Annotated in this window: 16 protein-coding genes; 11 read left to right on the forward strand and 5 right to left on the reverse strand. The window is 73.6% G+C overall.

The genetic code is table 11. From position 1 onward, the window contains the following. Positions 1–230: 230 nt before the first annotated feature. Together B4U46_RS11500 and B4U46_RS11505 are read left to right on the forward strand one after the other, a co-directional pair. Entirely contained in the window at positions 231–1,400 is a 1,170-nt protein-coding gene (locus B4U46_RS11500; protein ID WP_079431702.1) for an alpha/beta hydrolase, read from the forward strand. 85 nt (positions 1,401–1,485) lie between these two features. Then, complete coding sequence (locus tag B4U46_RS11505) at positions 1,486–2,391, forward strand: DUF4429 domain-containing protein (RefSeq protein WP_079426617.1); 906 nt, start codon at positions 1,486–1,488, stop codon at positions 2,389–2,391. Positions 2,392–2,426: 35 nt separating this feature from the next. Here the strand turns inward: B4U46_RS11505 and B4U46_RS11510 are convergent, their stop codons facing one another. Beyond that, on the reverse strand, positions 2,427–3,446 hold the full coding sequence (locus B4U46_RS11510) for an aldo/keto reductase (protein WP_079426619.1): 1,020 nt from the start codon (positions 3,444–3,446) through the stop codon (positions 2,427–2,429). Next, the gene (locus B4U46_RS11515) at positions 3,443–3,826 is read right to left on the reverse strand and encodes a MerR family transcriptional regulator (RefSeq protein ID WP_079426620.1); all 384 of its coding nucleotides are present in this window, start codon (positions 3,824–3,826) and stop codon (positions 3,443–3,445) included. Before B4U46_RS11515 ends, B4U46_RS11510 begins: the two co-directional genes overlap by 4 nt. Positions 3,827–3,914: 88 nt before the next feature. Between B4U46_RS11515 and B4U46_RS11520 the strand changes: the two genes are divergently transcribed. Further along, on the forward strand, positions 3,915–4,736 hold the full coding sequence (locus B4U46_RS11520; RefSeq protein ID WP_079431703.1) for a serine hydrolase domain-containing protein: 822 nt from the start codon (positions 3,915–3,917) through the stop codon (positions 4,734–4,736). Here the strand turns inward: B4U46_RS11520 and B4U46_RS11525 are convergent. After that, positions 4,733–5,392: a pirin family protein gene (locus B4U46_RS11525; RefSeq protein ID WP_079426622.1), complete on the reverse strand. Its 660-nt coding sequence runs from the start codon at positions 5,390–5,392 to the stop codon at positions 4,733–4,735. The genes B4U46_RS11520 and B4U46_RS11525 overlap by 4 nt on opposite strands. An 82-nt stretch (positions 5,393–5,474) precedes the next feature. Between B4U46_RS11525 and B4U46_RS11530 the strand changes: the two genes are divergently transcribed. The 5 genes from B4U46_RS11530 (at position 5,475) to fabF (ending at position 10,367) form a co-directional block, all read left to right on the forward strand. Beyond that, on the forward strand, positions 5,475–6,686 hold the full coding sequence (locus B4U46_RS11530; protein WP_079426624.1) for a PucR family transcriptional regulator: 1,212 nt from the start codon (positions 5,475–5,477) through the stop codon (positions 6,684–6,686). An 89-nt stretch (positions 6,687–6,775) separates the two neighbouring features. Further along, positions 6,776–7,690: an ACP S-malonyltransferase gene (locus tag B4U46_RS11535; protein ID WP_079426625.1), complete on the forward strand. Its 915-nt coding sequence runs from the start codon at positions 6,776–6,778 to the stop codon at positions 7,688–7,690. Between the two features lie 19 nt (positions 7,691–7,709). After that, positions 7,710–8,714: a ketoacyl-ACP synthase III gene (locus tag B4U46_RS11540; protein ID WP_079426627.1), complete on the forward strand. Its 1,005-nt coding sequence runs from the start codon at positions 7,710–7,712 to the stop codon at positions 8,712–8,714. A gap of 59 nt (positions 8,715–8,773) precedes the next feature. Continuing rightward, a complete protein-coding gene (locus tag B4U46_RS11545) occupies positions 8,774–9,022 on the forward strand; it encodes an acyl carrier protein (protein ID WP_030227178.1) in 249 nt (82 codons plus the stop codon). Between the two features lie 79 nt (positions 9,023–9,101). Beyond that, a complete protein-coding gene (gene fabF, locus B4U46_RS11550) occupies positions 9,102–10,367 on the forward strand; it encodes a beta-ketoacyl-ACP synthase II (RefSeq protein WP_079426629.1) in 1,266 nt (421 codons plus the stop codon). A gap of 75 nt (positions 10,368–10,442) precedes the next feature. Here the strand turns inward: fabF and B4U46_RS11555 are convergent, their stop codons facing one another. Then, positions 10,443–10,937, reverse strand: a complete 495-nt coding sequence (locus tag B4U46_RS11555) for a DUF3145 domain-containing protein (RefSeq protein WP_079426631.1) — start codon at positions 10,935–10,937, stop codon at positions 10,443–10,445. A 250-nt stretch (positions 10,938–11,187) separates the two neighbouring features. Between B4U46_RS11555 and B4U46_RS11560 the strand changes: the two genes are divergently transcribed. Beyond that, positions 11,188–12,087, forward strand: coding sequence for an SGNH/GDSL hydrolase family protein (locus B4U46_RS11560; protein WP_079426633.1), 900 nt, complete (start codon positions 11,188–11,190; stop codon positions 12,085–12,087). 149 nt (positions 12,088–12,236) lie between these two features. Here the strand turns inward: B4U46_RS11560 and B4U46_RS11565 are convergent, their stop codons facing one another. After that, on the reverse strand, positions 12,237–14,756 hold the full coding sequence (locus B4U46_RS11565; protein ID WP_079426635.1) for a beta-glucosidase family protein: 2,520 nt from the start codon (positions 14,754–14,756) through the stop codon (positions 12,237–12,239). A 101-nt stretch (positions 14,757–14,857) separates the two neighbouring features. Between B4U46_RS11565 and B4U46_RS11570 the strand changes: the two genes are divergently transcribed. Both B4U46_RS11570 and B4U46_RS11575 read left to right on the forward strand, forming a co-directional pair. Continuing rightward, the gene (locus B4U46_RS11570; protein ID WP_079426638.1) at positions 14,858–15,433 is read left to right on the forward strand and encodes a TetR/AcrR family transcriptional regulator; all 576 of its coding nucleotides are present in this window, start codon (positions 14,858–14,860) and stop codon (positions 15,431–15,433) included. A gap of 55 nt (positions 15,434–15,488) precedes the next feature. Continuing rightward, the gene (locus B4U46_RS11575) at positions 15,489–16,628 is read left to right on the forward strand and encodes a low temperature requirement protein A (RefSeq protein WP_079426640.1); all 1,140 of its coding nucleotides are present in this window, start codon (positions 15,489–15,491) and stop codon (positions 16,626–16,628) included. Position 16,629: the final 1 nt, after the last annotated feature.

A 16,629-nucleotide genomic window follows, 5' to 3' on the forward strand; every position in this document is an offset into this window, starting at 1 on the left:
GCGGTCCGGAGCTTCCGCCGACGGGTTCCGGCCACCCCTCCGGCGACCCCAACGGCCCCTCTCGCAACGGAGCGTGACCGCGCGGGGCGCGGGGTACCCCGGTCGGCCGTGAGTCCGGTCACCCCTGACACCACTGGCTCCAGAGGTCTCCTAGTCTGGCTCCAGTGAACCTGCCCGGCCGCCCCGCCCACCCCGTCGCCGACGCCCCCGTGCGCCCGGCCGTCCTGCGCATGCTGCTCGCGCTCGGCGTCGTCTTCCTCATGCTGGCGACCACCGGCTGGACCGCCGTGCACCGCCCGGACACGGCGGTTCCGGTGCGGACCGCCGCGCTCGCCGCCTGGGCCACCGCGCGGGTCGAAGGCCGGCCGGTGCCGGCCGCCGACGCCCCCGTGCGGACGGTCGCCCGCTTCTTCGCCGGCCTCGACGCCGCCCAGCGGACCCGCCTCGCCGACGGCTACCCGCTCGTGGTCGGCAGCCTCGACGGGGTCCCCGCCGCGACCCGCTACCGGGCCAACCACAACGCGCTCACCCAGGCCGCGCGGCTGGAGGAGGCCCGGGGCAAGGACGTCGCCCTCACCCCGGCCGACCGGGCGGGCGCCATACGCCGGGCGCACCGCTTCGAGTCCCTTGCCGAGGACGGCCGGCAGATCCTCCTCTTCGACCCCTCCGGCGACGGCCTCGTCGCCGAGGTCTACGGCGATCTCGACACGGCCCGCCGGGTCTCGGTGATCGTCCCCGGGGTGGACACCGACGCCCTCACCTTCGAGCGCAGCCAGCGCCGGCTGACCGCCCCCGCCGGCATGGCGCAGTCCCTGTACGAGGCCGAGCGCGCGGCCGCGCCCGCGGCCCGTACGGCCGTCATCGCCTGGGCCGGCTACGTCGCCCCCGCCGGGGTCGGCGTGGACGCCGCGACCGGCCGGCTCGCGATGCAGGGCGCCGCACGGCTGCAGTCCCTCGCCGCGGCCCTGCCCGGGGACGCGAGCGTGGCCCTGTTCTGCCACAGCTACGGCTCGGTGGTGTGCGGGGTCGCCGCCCACGCCCTGCCGCAGCGGGTGACCGACGTGGTGGTGGCGGGCAGCCCCGGCATGCGCGTCGGCAGCGCCGCGGAGCTGCACACCTCCGCGCGGGTGTGGGCCACGCGCGCCGAGGGCGACTGGATCGCCGACGTGCCGCACCTGGAGGTCGGCGGCGTCGGCCACGGGGCGGACCCGGTGTCGCCCGGGTTCGGCGCCCGGCTGCTGTCGGCCGACGGGGCCCACAGCCACACCGGCTATTTCGAGCCAGGCACCGCCTCGCTGGAGAACTTCGCCAAGATCGGAACCGGCGGTTTCGGTTCCGTCGCGTGCGCGAACGGCAGCACCGACTGCCGGGGCGGAATTTCCGGCACGGACGGTGACTGACGCTCCGCGAACCCGTAGCAAGTCGAAAAATCGGGCCGGATGACGAGGGGGACGCGCGGGGGCGCGTCCCTTTACCATGTGCCGCATGGGTGACGTACTGGCCGGAAATCATGCCGTCTGGGAGTTCGACGCCGACTCGGACTCGGTGCTCATCCGCTTCGCACGGGGGATACGGACTCCAAGACTCTGGCACGCGCTGGGCGAGCGCCGGATCCCCCTCGAAGCGCTGTCCGGGGTGACGGTGGGTACCGTCGCGGCCGGAGTCGGGCGCCGGGAGGCCGTGGTGCTGCGCGCCGTGCCCCGGCCCGGGGCCGATCCGCTGATGGAGGCTGCCGCCGGGCAGCTGAAGGAGTCCTGCGACCCGTACCGGCTGGTGGTGCCCGCCGACCGGGCGGACCAGGCCGCGGCCTTCGCGCAGGCGCTGCGCGAGCGGCTGGGCCCGGACGGGGTGCACGGTGTGGACGGCGTGCACGGTGTGGACGGCGGCGGGGCGGCGCCGGCGGAACGGTTCCTCGTCGCGGTTCCGCAGCCGCCGCTCACGCTCAAGGCGTATGACGCACGGGTGGCGTTCGACGGCTCGGCCCTGACCTTCCACTGGTCGCGGACGGGCGCCAGCAGCGCGAAGTGGCGGGCCGGGGACCAGAGGTTCGCGCTGGCCGCGCTGGCCGGAGTGGAGTGGGTCTCCCCCGACCGCCCGGGAGGCGGGTACCTGCGGCTGCTGCCGCGGGACCCCGCCGAGGGCCCCGCAGCCACGCCCGACCACGACCTCGCGGCGGCGGTGTTCGGCGTGGGCTACGGAGCGGTGCACGAGTCGCTGCCGTTCGCGGCGGCGGTGCTCGCCGCGCTGCGGGAGCGGACCCCGGTGGGGTCGGTGCCCCGGGCCCGGGTGTCGGGGGAACGGCTACGGCACCTGAGCGAGCTGCACAGCACGGGGCTGCTGACGGACGCGGAGTACGAAACCCTCCGCGCCCGCTTCACCGCCGGGGCGTAGCCGCCCCGGACCCGCGCAGCGGCCCCCCGCCCGGGTCAGGCTTCGCGGGCCGCCGACGTGAAGGTCATGTCCGGGTAGCGGGCGCCCGCCACCCGGGCCGCGAGGGGCTCCAGGAGGGCCAGGTCCGCCGCCGTCAGCGTGAGCCGGGTCGCGGCCGTGTTCTCCGCGAGCCGCTCCGGCTTGCGGGTCCCCGGGATCGGCACGACCGCCAGCCCGTGCACCGCCGCCCGCTGCTGCACCCACGCCAGCGCCACCTGCGCCGCCGTGACCCCGTGCGCGGCGGCGACCTCCCGGATGGGAGCCAGCAGGGCCGCGTTGGCCCGCGCGTTCTCCCCCGTGAAACGCGGCTGGCTGCGCCGGAAGTCACCGGCCGGCAGCTCGGCCGCCGCGTCCGCGAAGGCCCCCGTCAGGAACCCGCGGCCCAGGGGCGAGTACGGCACGAAGGCCACCCCCAGTTCCGCCGCCGCCCCGACCGCGCTGCGCTCCACGTCCCGGCTGAACAGCGACCACTCCGACTGCAGGGCCGCGATCGGGTGCACCGCGTACGCCTCGCGCAGCTCGGGGCCCGTGACCTCGCTGAGCCCCAGGTGGCGCACCTTGCCCTCCTGCACCAGCTCGGCCATCGCGCCCACCGACTCGGCGAAGGGCACGGCCGGGTCCCGCCGGTGCATGTAGTAGAGGTCGATGACGTCCACGCCGAGCCGCCGCAGGCTGCCCTCGACGGACTGCCGGACGTACGCGCGGTCGTTGCGCACGCCCCGGTAGGCCGGGTCGTCGCTCCGCTCGATGGCGAACTTCGTGGCCAGGGTGATCTCGTCCCGGTGGGCGGCCACGAAGGGTGCCAGGAACTCCTCGTTCGCGCCCCGCCCGTAGACGTCCGCCGTGTCGAAGAGGGTGACCCCGGCGGCCAGCGCCGCGTCCAGGGTCTCGCGGGCCGCCGTCTCGTCGGTGTCCCCGTAGAACTCGCTCATGCCCATGCAGCCGAGGCCCTGGATCCCGACGACCGGGCCGCCCTTGCCCAGCTCGGTGCGTGCGATGGTGGTCTGCTCCGTCATGACTGTGCCTTCCCCGTTCCCGCGTACAGTGCGATCTTGAAGTCCAGGACGTCCAGCGCGTCCGTCAGCTCCGCGACCCGCGCCAGCACCTCCCTGCGCGTCCGCTCCAGGAGCGCCCGGCGCTCGTCGACCGTGTGGTCCCCCTCGCGGACGAGTTCGGCGTACCGGACCATGTCCGCCACCGACATCCCGGTGGCCCGCAGCTTGCCCACGAAGGCCAGCCACTGGAGGTCCTTGTCGCTGAACCGCCGCTGCCCCGAATGGGAGCGGTCCACGTGCGGCATCAGGCCGATCCGCTCGTACCAGCGCAGCGTGTGCTGGGTCAGACCGGTCCGGGCCTCGACCTCGCTGATCGTGTACCGGGTCTCCGTCAGGTTCATGACCGCTACGCTAAAACCCTTGAGTGCACTCCAGGCAAGTGCGCCCAGTAGGCTCGGGCGCATGGAGAGCATGGAGGGCGTCAACCGCCTGGAGAGCCTGCGGGCCGTCGAGAACTGGCCGGTGCCGACCGCCGCGGCGGCCGTCGTGCGCGCCGACGGGAGCCTGGCCGGCTCCCACGGTCCGGTGGACCGGCGTTTCCCGCTGGCCTCGGTCACCAAGCCGCTCGCCGCGTACGCGGTCCTCGTCGCGTACGAGGAGGGGGCGGTCGAGCTGGACGAGCCCGCCGGCCCCGAGGGCTCGACGGTCCGTCACCTCCTCGCCCACACCAGCGGCCTGGCCTTCGACGAGCACCGCGCGACGGCCCCGCCCGGACAGCGCCGGCTGTACTCCAACGCCGGCTTCGAGGTGCTCGGCGACCACCTCGCGAAGGCCACCGGGATCCCCTTCGCCGACTACCTGCGCGAGGCCGTCTTCGAGCCGCTGGGCATGGACTCCTCGTCCCTGGAGGGCTCCCCCGCCAAGGACGGCGTCTCCACCGTCTCCGACCTGGTGCGCTTCGCCGCCGAACTCCAGGCGCCCCGGCTCCTGGACGTGCGCACGGTCGCCGACGCCACCGCGGTGGTCCACCCCGGGCTCAAGGGCGTCCTGCCGGGCTACGGGCACCAGTCGCCCAACGACTGGGGGCTCGGCCTGGAGATCCGCGACGGCAAGTCCCCGCACTGGACGGGGCTCACCTCCTCCCCGCGCACCTTCGGGCACTTCGGCCAGTCCGGCACCTTCCTGTGGGTGGACCCCGACGTCCGCGCCGCCTGCGTCGCGCTGACGGACCGCGCCTTCGGCCCCTGGGCCGTGGAGGCGTGGACCCCCTTCACCGACGCGGTCCTCGCGGAGCTCCGGTCACAGCACTAGGCGGGGAGTTCCCAGATCAGCAGCTCGCCCGGGGAGCCGGCCGTGACCTCCAGGCCCTTCTCGCCGGTGATCCGCGCCGAGTCCCCGGGCCCCAGCTCCGCCCCGTCGAGCCGCAGGTCCCCGTGCACCACGTGCAGGTAGACCCGCTCCGCGTCCGGCACGGGCAGCCGCTCGCCCGCGGCCGGCCGCCGCACGTGCAGCACCGCCCCGGCTGCCGGGACCTCGTACGGGGTGCCGTCCGCGAGGTGGCGCACGACCTCGTACGAGGGCTCGCCGCCGGCGGCCAGCGGCGCGAGCCACATCTGCACGAACCGCAGCGGCCGTTCGCCGTCGTTGCGCTCCACGTGCCGGGCCCCGGAGCCGGAGCCCAGCCGCTGGACGTCCCCGGGCCGTACGGCGGCGGTGTGGCCGGTGGTGCTGTCGCGGTGGGTGAGCTCGCCCTCCACCACCCAGGTCACGATCTCGGTGTGGCTGTGCGGGTGCTCGTCGAAGCCGGAGCCGGGGGCCAGCAGCTCCTCGTTGCAGGCGAGCACCGGGCCGAAGCGGATGTTGTCCGGGTCGTAGAAGGACCCGAAGGAGAAGGCGTGCCGGGTGGTGATCCCGGTGTCCGGATCCCCTCCCGCGTACCGGTCGGCGGCGCGGCGTACATCGATCATGGGAGCCACCGTAGCCGCCTCCCCGGGGCCCGGGCCCGGGACCCGGGTCCGCGCCGGGCCGTCGATAAGGCAGTCTTGTCCCGTGCCCCAACCCGAACGTGAGCATTCCCCCGAGACCCGGCCCGCGCATCCGGCCCATCCGCACGCGGCAACGCTGCGCCGGCTGGAGAAGTCCTCCGGCCGGCTCGCCGCCAACGCCATCGCGCGCATGGACGAGTCCCTGCCGTGGTACCGGGCGATGCCTCCGGAGAACCGGTCCTGGATCGGCCTGGTGGCCCAGGCCGGCATCGCCGCGTTCACCGAGTGGTTCCGGCACCCCGAGACCCCGCAGGCCATCTCCACCGACGTCTTCGGCACGGCCCCGCGGGAGCTGACCCGGGCGATCACCCTGCGCCAGACCGTGGAGATGGTCCGTACGACGATCGAGGTCATGGAGGCCGCGATCGACGAGGTGGCGGCCCCCGGCGACGAGTCGATCCTGCGCGAGGCGCTGCTGGTGTACGCCCGGGAGATCGCGTTCGCGACGGCCCAGGTGTACGCGCAGGCCGCCGAGGCGCGCGGGGCGTGGGACGCCCGGCTGGAATCCCTCGTCGTCAACGCGGTGCTGTCGGGCGAGGCGGACGAGGGCGCGCTGTCGCGGGCCGCGGCGCTGGGCTGGAACTCCCCGGAGCACGTGTGCGTGGTCCTGGGCACCGCTCCGGAGGGGGACAGCGAGCTGACGGTGGAGGCGATCCGCCGTGCGGCCCGCCACCACAAGCTCCAGGTGCTCACGGGGGTGCTGGGCGACCGGCTGGTGGTGATCGCGGGGGGCAGCGACAACCCGCTCCAGGTGGCGAAGTCCCTGATCGGGCCGTTCGCGGCCGGTCCGGTGGTGGCGGGGCCGGTGGTCCCGGACCTGCTGAACGCGACGAAGTCGGCGCAGGCGGCGGCCGCGGGGCTGAAGGCCTGCACGGCCTGGCAGGACGCTCCGCGTCCGGTGCTGGCGGACGATCTCCTGCCCGAGCGCGCGATCGCCTCGGATCCCTCGGCCAGGGAGCAGCTGGTGGAGGAGATCTACAGACCGCTGGAAGAAGCGGGCTCGGCGCTGCTGGAGACGCTGAGCGTCTACCTGGAGCAGGCGAGCAGCCTGGAGGGGGCCGCGCGGATGCTGTTCGTGCACCCCAACACGGTGCGCTACCGGCTCCGACGTGTGACCGACGTCACCGGCTGGTCACCCTCCGATGTCCGTTCGGCGTTCACGCTGCGGATCGCCCTGATCCTCGGGCGTCTGGCCGACGGAGATCAGCAGCCCTAAACTTTTGTTGGACATCAACAATTACCCCGACGGTTCTTCGTCCCTGTCCCCACGGGCGGCGGAGACCACCCACAAGAGAGAGTGTGAGGGTGCTCGTACTCGTCGCTCCCGGCCAAGGCGCTCAGACGCCCGGCTTCCTGACTCCCTGGCTCGAACTCCCCGGCGCCGCCGAACGCGTCGCGGGGTGGTCGGACGCCATCGGGCTGGACCTCGTCCACTACGGCACCAAGGCCGACGAGGACGAGATCCGCGACACGGCGGTGGCCCAGCCCCTGCTGGTCGCGGCCGGCCTGCTGTCCGCTTCCGCGCTGGACGCCTCGGCCTTCGGTGCCGTCGCCGGCCACAGCGTCGGTGAGATCACCGCGGCCGCGTTCGCCGGTGTGCTGGACGAGGGCGACGCGCTGTCGTTCGTCCGCACCCGCGGGCTGGCCATGGCCGAGGCCGCCGCCGTCACCGAGACGGGCATGGCCGCGGTCCTGGGCGGTGACCAGGACGTGGTCGTCGCGCACCTGCAGAACCTGGGCCTGACCCCGGCCAACATCAACGGTGCGGGCCAGATCGTGGCCGCCGGCACCGCGGAGCAGATCGCGGCCCTGGTCGCCGACAAGCCCGAGGGCTCGATGAAGGTCGTCGCCCTCAAGGTCGCGGGGGCCTTCCACACGCACCACATGGCGCCCGCCGTCGCCACGCTGGCGGAGACCGCCCAGGCCCTCGCCCCGGCCGACCCGGCGCTGAAGTACGTGTCCAACAAGGACGGACTCGTGGTCGAGTCGGGCGCCGACGTCGTCGCCCGCCTGGTCGGCCAGGTCGCGAACCCGGTGCGCTGGGACCTGTGCATGGGGACCTTCTCCAAGCTGGGCGTCACCGGGATCGTCGAGCTGAGCCCCGGCGGCACCCTGACGGGTCTGGCCAAGCGCGCGCTCAAGGGCGTGCCGAACGTGGCGCTGAAGACGCCGGACGACCTCGACAAGGCCGCGCAGCTCATCGCCGAGCTGACGGCCTGAGAGTAGGAGCCCACACAGCATGTCCAAGATCAAGCCGGCCAAGGGCTCCCCGTACGCCCGCATCCTCGGCGTCGGCGGCTACCGCCCGACCCGGGTGGTGCCCAACGAGGTCATCCTCGAGAAGATCGACTCCTCGGACGAGTGGATCCGCTCCCGCTCCGGCATCGCGACCCGGCACTGGGCCTCGCCCCAGGAGACCGTCGCCGCGATGTCGGTGGAGGCCTCCGGCAAGGCGCTCGCCGACGCCGGGGTCTCCCCCGAGCAGATCGGCGCGGTGATCGTCTCGACGGTCTCGCACTTCAAGCAGACCCCGGCCGTCGCGACCGAGATCGCGCACCGGATCGGCGCGGGCAAGCCCGCCGCCTTCGACATCTCCGCGGGCTGTGCCGGTTTCGGCTACGGCCTGACCCTCGCCAAGGGCATGGTGGTGGAAGGTTCCGCCGAGTACGTCCTGGTCATCGGGGTCGAGCGGCTGTCGGACCTGACGGACCTGGAGGACCGGGCGACGGCCTTCCTGTTCGGCGACGGCGCCGGCGCCGTGGTCGTCGGCCCCTCGGACGAGCCGGCCATCGGCCCCACGGTGTGGGGTTCGGAGGGCGACAAGTCCGAGACCATCAAGCAGACCGTGCCGTGGGACGAGTTCCGCAGCACGGACACCGCCCAGAAGTTCCCGGCCATCACCCAGGAGGGTCAGGCGGTCTTCCGCTGGGCCGTCTTCGAGATGGCCAAGGTGGCCCAGCAGGCGCTCGACGCCGCCGGGATCACCCCGGATGACCTGGACGTCTTCATTCCGCACCAGGCCAACATGCGGATCATCGACTCGATGGTGAAGACTCTCAAGCTGCCGGAGCACGTCACGGTCGCCCGTGACGTGGAAACCACCGGCAACACGTCGGCCGCCTCGATCCCGCTCGCCATGGAGCGGCTCCTGGCGACCGGAGCGGCGAAGAGCGGCGACACCGCGCTCGTCATCGGCTTCGGGGCGGGGCTCGTCTACGCCGCGACGGTCGTTACCCTCCCCTAGGGCCCGGATCACTTCCCGGACCTGAACCACCAGCTAGCTAGCTACAGAAGGAGCGCCACATGGCCGCCACGCAGGAAGAAATCGTCGAGGGTCTCGCGGAGATCGTCAACGAGATCGCGGGCATCCCGGTCGAGGACGTCGAGATCGGCAAGTCCTTCACCGACGACCTGGACGTCGACTCGCTGTCCATGGTCGAGGTCGTCGTCGCCGCCGAAGAGCGCTTCGACGTCAAGATCCCGGACGAGGACGTCAAGAACCTCAAGACGGTCGGCGACGCCGCTGACTACATCCTGAAGCACCAGGCCTGAGCCTGACGAGCGTTTGTCGCCACCCGGCGGTGGCGCCGTGACAATTCAGCACCCCCTGAGACGTGGAGAAAGAATTCCTGTGAGCCCGACCAATCGCACCGTGGTCGTCACCGGTATCGGCGCAACCACTCCGCTGGGTGGCGACAGCGCTTCGACCTGGGAAGGTCTGCTCGCCGGCCGGTCCGGCGTCTCGCCCCTGGAGGGCGAGCGCTTCGCCGAACTGCCGGTCCGTATCGCAGCCCAGGCCGCCGTGGACCCGAGCGAGGTGCTCCCGCGCCCGCTGGCCCGCAAGCTCGACCGCTCGGCGCAGTTCGCCCTCATCGCCGCCCGTGAGGCCTGGGCCGACGCGGGTTACACCGCTCCGGCGGGCGAGGACGAGACGATCGTCCCCGAGCGTCTGGGCACCGTGATCGCCTCCGGTATCGGCGGTGTCACCACCCTGCTCGACCAGTACGACGTACTGAAGGAAAAGGGTGTGCGCCGGGTCTCCCCGCACACCGTCCCCATGCTCATGCCGAACGGCCCCTCGGCCAACGTCGGCCTGGAAGTCAACGCCCGCGCCGGTGTGCACACCCCCGTCAGCGCGTGCGCCTCGGGCGCGGAGGCCATCGGCTACGCCGTCGAGATGATCCGTACCGGCCGTGCCGACGTGGTCGTCGCCGGCGGCACCGAGGCGGCGATCCACCCGCTGCCGATCGCGGCGTTCGCCAACATGATGGCGATGTCCAAGAACAACGAGAGCCCGACCACGGCCTCCCGCCCCTACGACAAGGCCCGCGACGGCTTCGTCCTCGGCGAGGGCGCCGGCGTCGTGGTCCTGGAGTCCGCCGAGCACGCCGCCAAGCGCGGCGCCCGGGTCTACTGCGAGGTGCTGGGGCAGGGTCTGTCCGCGGACAGCCACCACATCGCGCAGCCGGAGCCGACGGGCCGCGGTGTCGCGGCCGCCCTGCGCAACCTGCTCGACAACACCGAGCTCGACCCGTCCGAGCTGGTCCACGTCAACGCGCACGCCACGTCCACCCCGCAGGGTGACACGGCCGAGCTGAAGGCGCTGCGCAAGGTCCTGGGCGACGACCTCGACCACGTCGCGATCTCCGCGACCAAGTCGATGACCGGTCACCTGCTGGGCGGCGCGGGCGGTATCGAGACCGTCGCGACCGTGCTGGCGCTGTACCACCGGATCGCCCCGCCGACGATCAACATCGACGACCTGGACGACGAGGCCGACGCGGACATCGTGCGCGGCGAGGCCCGCAAGCTGCCCGTCGACGGTCCGATCGCCGCGATCAACAACTCCTTCGGTTTCGGCGGCCACAACGTCTCCCTGGCGTTCCGCACGGTCTGAGGGTAGGGACCCGTACCACGAGGAAGGCCCCCTCCCGGCAGCAGTGCCGGGAGGGGGCCTTCCTCGTTCGCGTCCTCAGACCACCTGGTGGAGCCAGCGGACCGGGGCCCCCTCGCCGGCGTAGCGGAAGGGCTCCAGTTCGTCGTCCCAGGGCTTGCCGAGCAGCTTGGCGATCTCGGCCTCCAGGTCGGTCTCGCCGCGCGCGGAGCGGGCGAGGGCGGCGCGCAGCCGGTCCTCGGGGATCAGGATGTCGCCGTGCATGCCGGTGACGGCGTGGAAGATGCCGAGGTCCGGGGTGGAGCTGTAGCGCTCGCCCTCGGCGGTCGGGCAGGGCTCGGCGGTCACCTCGAAGCGGAGCAGGTGCCAGCCTCGCAGGGCGGAGGCGAGCTTCGAGGCGGTGCCCGCCTCGGCCTGCCAGGAGAACTCGGCTCTCCAGGTGCCGGGGGAGGCGGGCTGCCGGATCCAGTCGAGGTTCACCCGCACCCCGAGCACGCCCGCAACAGCCCATTCCACATGCGGGCAGAGCGCGCGCGGTGCGGAATGCACGTACAGAACTCCACGTGTCGTCACCGGGACCTCCAGTGTGGGACGAGGTCGGGAATAAACTCCATAAAACGGACAGTATGTGACGTGATGTAATGTAACGGAAAATATTGGACATTGCGTAGCGGCACCTGCGGCCGAAACGCCACGGGAAAAAGCTACCGTGCGCCAGGGGTCATGGTGTGACGTACGGTCGCTCCGAAGCCCGTAAACACAGAGCATTCACTCAGCAGGACGCCCTCGGAAGGACGCGGGGCGACGAGGGAGGGACCACCCGATGCGCACCACCGCCGCGCGGCGCCGCGTACGCCGGACCGTCACCGGCGCGGGCGTGGCGGCGGCCGTACTGGCCACGATGGTGACGGGCTGTGACGACGGCGGGCCGGCGGCGAAGGCGGGCGAGCGCGGGGCGCAGGCCAGGCCGCGCTGGAACCCGGCGCCGACGTCCGTGGCCGCCGTCGGGGACTCCATCACCCGCGGGTTCGACGCCTGTTCGGTACTGGCCGACTGCCCGGAGGTCTCCTGGGCCACCGGCAGCGACCCCGCCGTCAACTCCCTGGCCGCCCGGCTGCTGGGCGGGGCGGAGGTGCCCGCGCGCAGCTGGAACTACGCGGTGACGGGCTCGCGCATGGCGGACCTGCCCGGGCAGCTGGCCGAGGCGGCGGAGCACAAGCCGGGCCTGGTCACGGTGATGGTCGGCTCGAACGACGCTTGCCGGCCCACGGCTTCGTCGATGACCTCGGTGGCGGACTTCCGGGCCCAATTCGAACAGGCGTTGAAGGGGCTGCGGGCGGCCTCGCCGGACTCGCAGGTGTACGTGTCCTCCGTGCCGGACCTTCAACGGCTGTGGGAGCAGGGCAAGGACAGCCCGATGGTCCGGCAGATCTGGAAGCTGGGGATCTGCCAGTCGATGCTGGCCGAGCCCCTGGCCGCCGACGCCGGGGCGACGGCCCGGCGGGAGAAGGTACGGGCGCGCGTGGTCGAGTACAACGAGGTGCTGCGCCAGGTCTGCGCGCAGGACGCCCTGTGCCGCTACGACGGCGGGGCCGTCTTCCAGTACCCGTTCGGGGCGGAGCAGCTGAGCCACTGGGACTGGTTCCACCCCGGCCGGGACGGGCAGGCGCGGCTCGCGGAACTGGCCCACCGGCAGGTGACGGCGGCCGAGCCGCCGCGTTGACGGCGCGGGTACGGGAAGGGGCCGGGGGGCCGGGGGCGCCGCCCGGTGGTGGCGGGGGGTCAGGGGCCGCACCCGGCCCGGTGCTTACGCCGCGGCGGGGGTGATTTCCGGCCAATCCCCCGCCCCGGCGGGTCGCGGATGCGCCGCGGCTACAGGTCGAGGGTGGCCGTCAGCCGGGTGTCGGCGTGCGAACGGCTCGCGCGGACCTCGTAGGCGCCGCCGATCCGGCGCCAGCCGTTCGCCTCCTCGTCCCAGATCTCGAAGGTCCGGGCGGGCAGCTCGATCTCCGCCTCGACGCTCTCCCCGGGCGCGGCGGAGACGGAGGCGAAGCCGGCCAGCCAGCTCGCCGGGCGCTCCACGGGGTCGCAGGCGGGGGCGAGGTAGACCTGGACGACCTCGCGGCCGGGCCGGGTGCCGGTATTGGTGAGGCGGACCCGGACGGACTCGGCGGTGGCCTCCAGGGACTCGTAGGCCCAGTCGGTGTAGCCGAGCCCGTGCCCGAAGGGGTAGGCGGGGGTCACGCCGTGCGCCTCGTAGGCCCGGTAGCCGATGAACAGCCCCTCGCGGTACTCCAGGCGCCCCTCCTGCGGGACCACCTCGGTGACGGGCGCGTCGGCGAGGGTGGCGGGCCAGGTGGTGGGCAGGCGGCCGCCGGGCTCGGCGTCCCCGAGGAGCACGTCGGCCAGCGCGGCCCCGCCCTCCTGCCCGGGGAACCAGCTGAGCAGGACGGCGGCGACGTCCTCGCGCCAGGGCAGCTCCACGGGGGAGCCGGCGTTGACGACGACCACGGTGTGGGGGTTGGCGGCGGCGACGGCCCGCACGAGGTCGTCCTGGCGGCCCGGCAGGGCGAGGTCGCCGCGGTCGAAGCCCTCGGACTCCACCCGCTCGGTGGTGGCGACGACCACGACGGCGGTGTCGGCGGCGCGGGCGGCGCGTACGGCCTCGGCGATCAGCTCGTCGGCGTCGCGGCGCGGGCCGCGGTGCAGCAGGGAGAACATGACGGCCCTGAGCGGCATCGCGCCCATGTCGGGGACCTGGTAGGCCAGCGAGACCTCGACGGGCTCCCCGGCGGTCAGGACGGCCCGGGCGCGCTCGCTGGGGGCGCCGAAGAAGGCCTCGAAGGGGTCGGCCTCCGCGCCCATCTCCTGGACGCCCTCCCACAGGGTCCGCCCGCCGACGGCCAGGCGGAAGGCGCCGAGCCCGCGGGTGCCGAAGACGTGCTCGCCGCTCTCGCGCGGGACGAACGTCCCGGTGACCTCGATGGAGGCCATCGTCTCGTACGAGACCCCCTCGGGCAGGTCCTCGCCGATCCACTGGACCTGCCCGGACGGCAGCCCGCCCTCGCCGAGGACCGCCCCGGAGGCGTCGCGGCAGACGGCACGGAGCTCGAACCCCTGCCCGGCGGGGGCGGGTTCCTCGCTCGGGTCGGCGCCGACGGCGTAGGTCAGGGCCCCCTCGGGCAGGGCGGCGGTGAGTCCGTCGAGCGGGGAGACCACCCGTTCGGGGAAGACGGTGGCGCTGCCGCCGCCCAGGACGCGGGCGTCGCGGGCGGCCGCGCCGATCAGGGCGAGCGTGCGGCCCGGGGTGCGGTCCAGGGGCAGGGCGCCGCCCTCGTTGCGGACGAGGACGGCCCCGCGGGCGGCCAGCTCGCGGGCCAGGGCCTGCCCGTCGAGCGGCGCGGGGAGCTCGGTGACGGCGGCGGGGGCGCCCTCCAGCAGGCCCGCGCGGGCGGCGAGGCGCAGGACGTTGCGCACGGCCCCGTCGACGGCGGCCCCGTCGGCCTCCCCGGCGCGGACGGCGGCGGCGAGGGCGGGCCCGTAGACGGTCGTCGGGCCGGGCATGGCCACGTCGAGGCCGCCGTCGATGCAGCCGGTGGTGGAGCGGGCCGCCATCCAGTCGGAGACGTTGTAGCCGTCGAAGCCCCATTCGCCGCGCAGGATCCCGTTCACCAGCTGCGCGTGCTCGGTCATGGTGATCCCGTTGACCCGGTTGTAGGCGGTCATGACGCCCCAGGGACGGGCGCCGCGGACGATCGCCTCGAAGGGCGCCAGGTAGAGCTCGCGCAGCGGGCGCGGGGCGATGGCGCAGTCGACGGTGAAGCGCTCGGTCTCGGCGTCGTTGCCCGCGAAGTGCTTGACGGTGGTGCCGATGCCGCCGTCCTGGACCCCCTGGACGTAGCCGGTGCCGATGGCCCCGGTCAGGTACGGGTCCTCGGAGTAGCACTCGAAGTGGCGGCCGCCGAGCGGGGAGCGGTGCAGGTTGACGGTGGGTGCGAGGAGGACGTGGACGCCCTTGCGGCGGGCCTCCTGGGCCAGCAGCCGGCCGGCCCGGCGGGCCAGGTCCGGGTCCCAGGAGGCGGCGAGGGCCGTCGGGGAGGGCAGGGCGATCGAGGGGTCGTCGGCGGTCCAGCGCACGCCGCGGACGCCGATGGGCCCGTCGGACATGACCAGGGAGTCCAGCCCGATCTCCGGGAGGGCGGGCAGGGACCACATGTCCTGGCCGGCCAGGAGCCGGGCCTTGGCGTCGAGGTCCAGCTTGTCCAGGGCGGCCTCGACGGCGTCTTCGCGCAGCTGCTCGCTCGCGCGCTCGTCGGGGACCTGATCGGCAGCGGTCACGGCCGTGCCTCCTCGCTGTGTGGGTGCGGTGCGGTGGGCCCATGGTGGACCCATTCCCTGTAACCCGGTAGGTCTTGTAATCTTTTCGTGACGTATCGATGGCGTACGGTCGTACGACTGCCGGGCAGGTCCGATCGGAAGGGGTGTGGCGGGCGATGGTCAGGGCGAAGAGCGAGGAGCGCCGCGGCGAGATCGTCCGCGCGGCGGTCGAGGTGATCGCGGAGCGCGGCTACCGGGGCGCCTCCCTGGGCTCCGTCGCCGAACGCGTGGGCCTGACCCAGCAGGGCCTGCTGCACTACTTCCCGACCAAGGAGGCCCTGCTCGTCGCGGTCCTGGAGGAACGCGACCGCTGGGACACCGGCGGCGGCTCCCGCGCCTCGGCCGGCGCCTGGCGCCTGGACCTGCTGGCCTCGCTGGTCGAGTACAACGCCATGCGCCCGGGCATCGTGCAGACCTTCTCGGCCCTGCTCGGCGAGAGCGTCACCGACGGCCACCCCGCCCGCACCTTCTTCACCGAGCGCTACGCGCAGGTCCGCGGGGAGATGGCCGACCTGCTGCGGGCCGAGTTCGGCGAGCTCCTGCCCTCCGGCCTCACCCCGGAACAGGCCGCTCCACTGCTGACGGCGGTCATGGACGGCCTCCAGTACCAGTGGCTGCTGGCCCCGGAATCGGTGGACATGCCCGCCGCGTTCCGCTCCTTCCTGACCCTGCTGAGGGGCCCCGGCGCGTAGCACTCGACCGCCAACGGGCATCCTTTCCCCCGGACTTCGACCGGGGGGACACGACATGGAGCCGCAAGAGCGGGAGAAGAAGGTCACGTGGTCGGAGCTGTTCTTCGACCTGGTGCTGGTCTTCGCCGTGACGCAGGTCTCGGCACTGCTCCACCACGACCACGGATGGGCCGGCACCGGCCGGGCCCTGATCGTGTTCGTACCCGTCTACTGGGTGTGGGTGGGCAACACCGTCCACGCCAACACCCACGACGCCGACCGGCCCGGCGAGCGCATCGGTCTCTTCGCCGCCGGACTGTGCGGCCTGCTGATGGCCCTGGCCCTGCCCGACGCCTTCGGGGACCGCGGACCGCTCCTGGCCGGCGCCTACTTCGGCGCCCGCCTGGTGCTCGCCGCCCTCGCGCACGGCCGCAGCCGCCGCCTGCGGCTCACCCCGGTGACCGTGTCCGTGCTGGTCAGCGGCCCGCTGCTGCTGGCCGGCTCCTTCCTCGACGGAACGGCCCGGACCGGGCTGTGGGCGCTGGCCGCCGCCGTGGACCTGGCCGCGCCCCGGCTGACCCGCCCCCACATGGTCCGGCTGGCCTTCGACTCGGGCCATCTCGCCGAGCGGTTCGGCCTGTTCGTGATGATCGCGCTCGGCGAGTCCATCGTGGCCGTCGGCGCCCCGGTGGCCTCCGCGCCCGCGCTGGACACCGGCGCCCTGGCCGCCGTCGCCGTGGCCTTCGCCCTGGTCTGCGGCCTGTGGTGGGTGTACTTCCACCTCGCCGCCGACGCCGTCCGGCACGGCCTGGAGACCGCCGCCGTACGGGCCGACGTGGCCCGGCAGGTCCTCTCGTACGGGCACCTCTCCCTGATCGCCTCGGTCATCGCGGTCGCCGTCGGCATGGCCGAGGCCGTCGCCCACCCCGGGGCCCGGCTCCCGCTCGGTGTCGCCGCCCTCCTCTACGGGGGCTGCGCCCTCTTCCTCGCCACCTTCGGATACACCCGCTGGCACCTGTTCCGTTCCTGGTCGGTGACCCGGCTGACGGCCGCCGCGGCCGTCCTGCTCCTGCTGCCCGCGGCCCTGCTGCTGCCCTCGCTGGCGGCGCTCGCGCTGCTGACCGCGGTGGTGACCGGCCTCAACCTGGTGGAGCTGGCCCTCGTACGCCGCCGCGGAGAGCTTCCCGGCGCCACCTCCCCCTCCCTGGCATCCTGAA

The sequence above is a fragment of the Streptomyces katrae genome (assembly GCF_002028425.1).
GTDB lineage: Bacteria > Actinomycetota > Actinomycetes > Streptomycetales > Streptomycetaceae > Streptomyces > Streptomyces katrae_A.